We start from the raw sequence: 757 nt of genomic DNA, 5'->3' as shown, positions 1-757 counted from the left end.
TGTTATTTTAATTGGCGAAACAACAGATCCTTTCTCTCCGGAAACAGTTCGTGCAACCATGGGGTCTATTTTCTCCATACCCCTTTATCGTTTTGATGAAAGCGCCTTTTTAAACTGGTCTGCACACTTTAAAGGCATGGTCGTTGGCACGCATCTCAAAGGATCTATTGATTATCGTAAAATTGATTTCAAAAATGGTCCCGTTATACTTTTAATGGGAAATGAAAAACAAGGTTTACCAGATACTCTTGCGAAACGTTGCGATCAACTCGCTCGTATTCCGCAAAGTGGACGTGCTGATTCGCTTAATCTGGCGGTAGCAACCGCTATCATGCTTTATGAAATTCGCCGTTCTTATTTATAACACTGGAAGTACGCGAGGCTGCAATATGACACGCAAGTCATTCTCCTTTTTTCTTCTTGGTTTAATCCTTACAGTAGGGATTGATCAAACAGTTAAATACTGGATTATGCACAATATGCTCCTCGGAACAGAGATCCCGCTTCTTCCTTTTCTTTCTCTCTACCATGTACGTAATTCTGGTATTGCATTTTCGTTTTTTTCTTCTTTTTCTCATTGGGGACTTATTGCCCTCACACTCATTATTCTTATTTTTCTTTTATGGTTATGGAAAACCACTGAATATAACAAATTTTTATCACGCTTCGGTCTTACCCTTATCATTGGTGGTGCAATCGGCAATCTTATTGACCGTATTTGTTTCTATTATGTCATTGATTATATACTCTTTTATAT

At 38.0% G+C, this 757-nt stretch carries 2 protein-coding genes; both read left to right on the top strand.

All coding sequences use genetic code 11. From position 1 onward, the window contains the following. Positions 1–364 (top strand): TrmH family RNA methyltransferase (locus tag ACFIK8_RS11205; RefSeq protein ID WP_375669470.1); only part of this gene is annotated, 364 nt, incomplete at its 5' end. Between the two features lie 25 nt (positions 365–389). Next, a partial coding sequence (lspA, locus tag ACFIK8_RS11200) for a signal peptidase II (RefSeq protein ID WP_375669469.1) occupies positions 390–757 on the top strand: 368 nt, incomplete at its 3' end.

The sequence above is a fragment of the Bartonella sp. MR168JLCBS genome (assembly GCF_042194175.1).
Note: the sequence above shows the minus strand (reverse complement) of the source record. Positions and strands in the feature narration are given on the sequence as shown.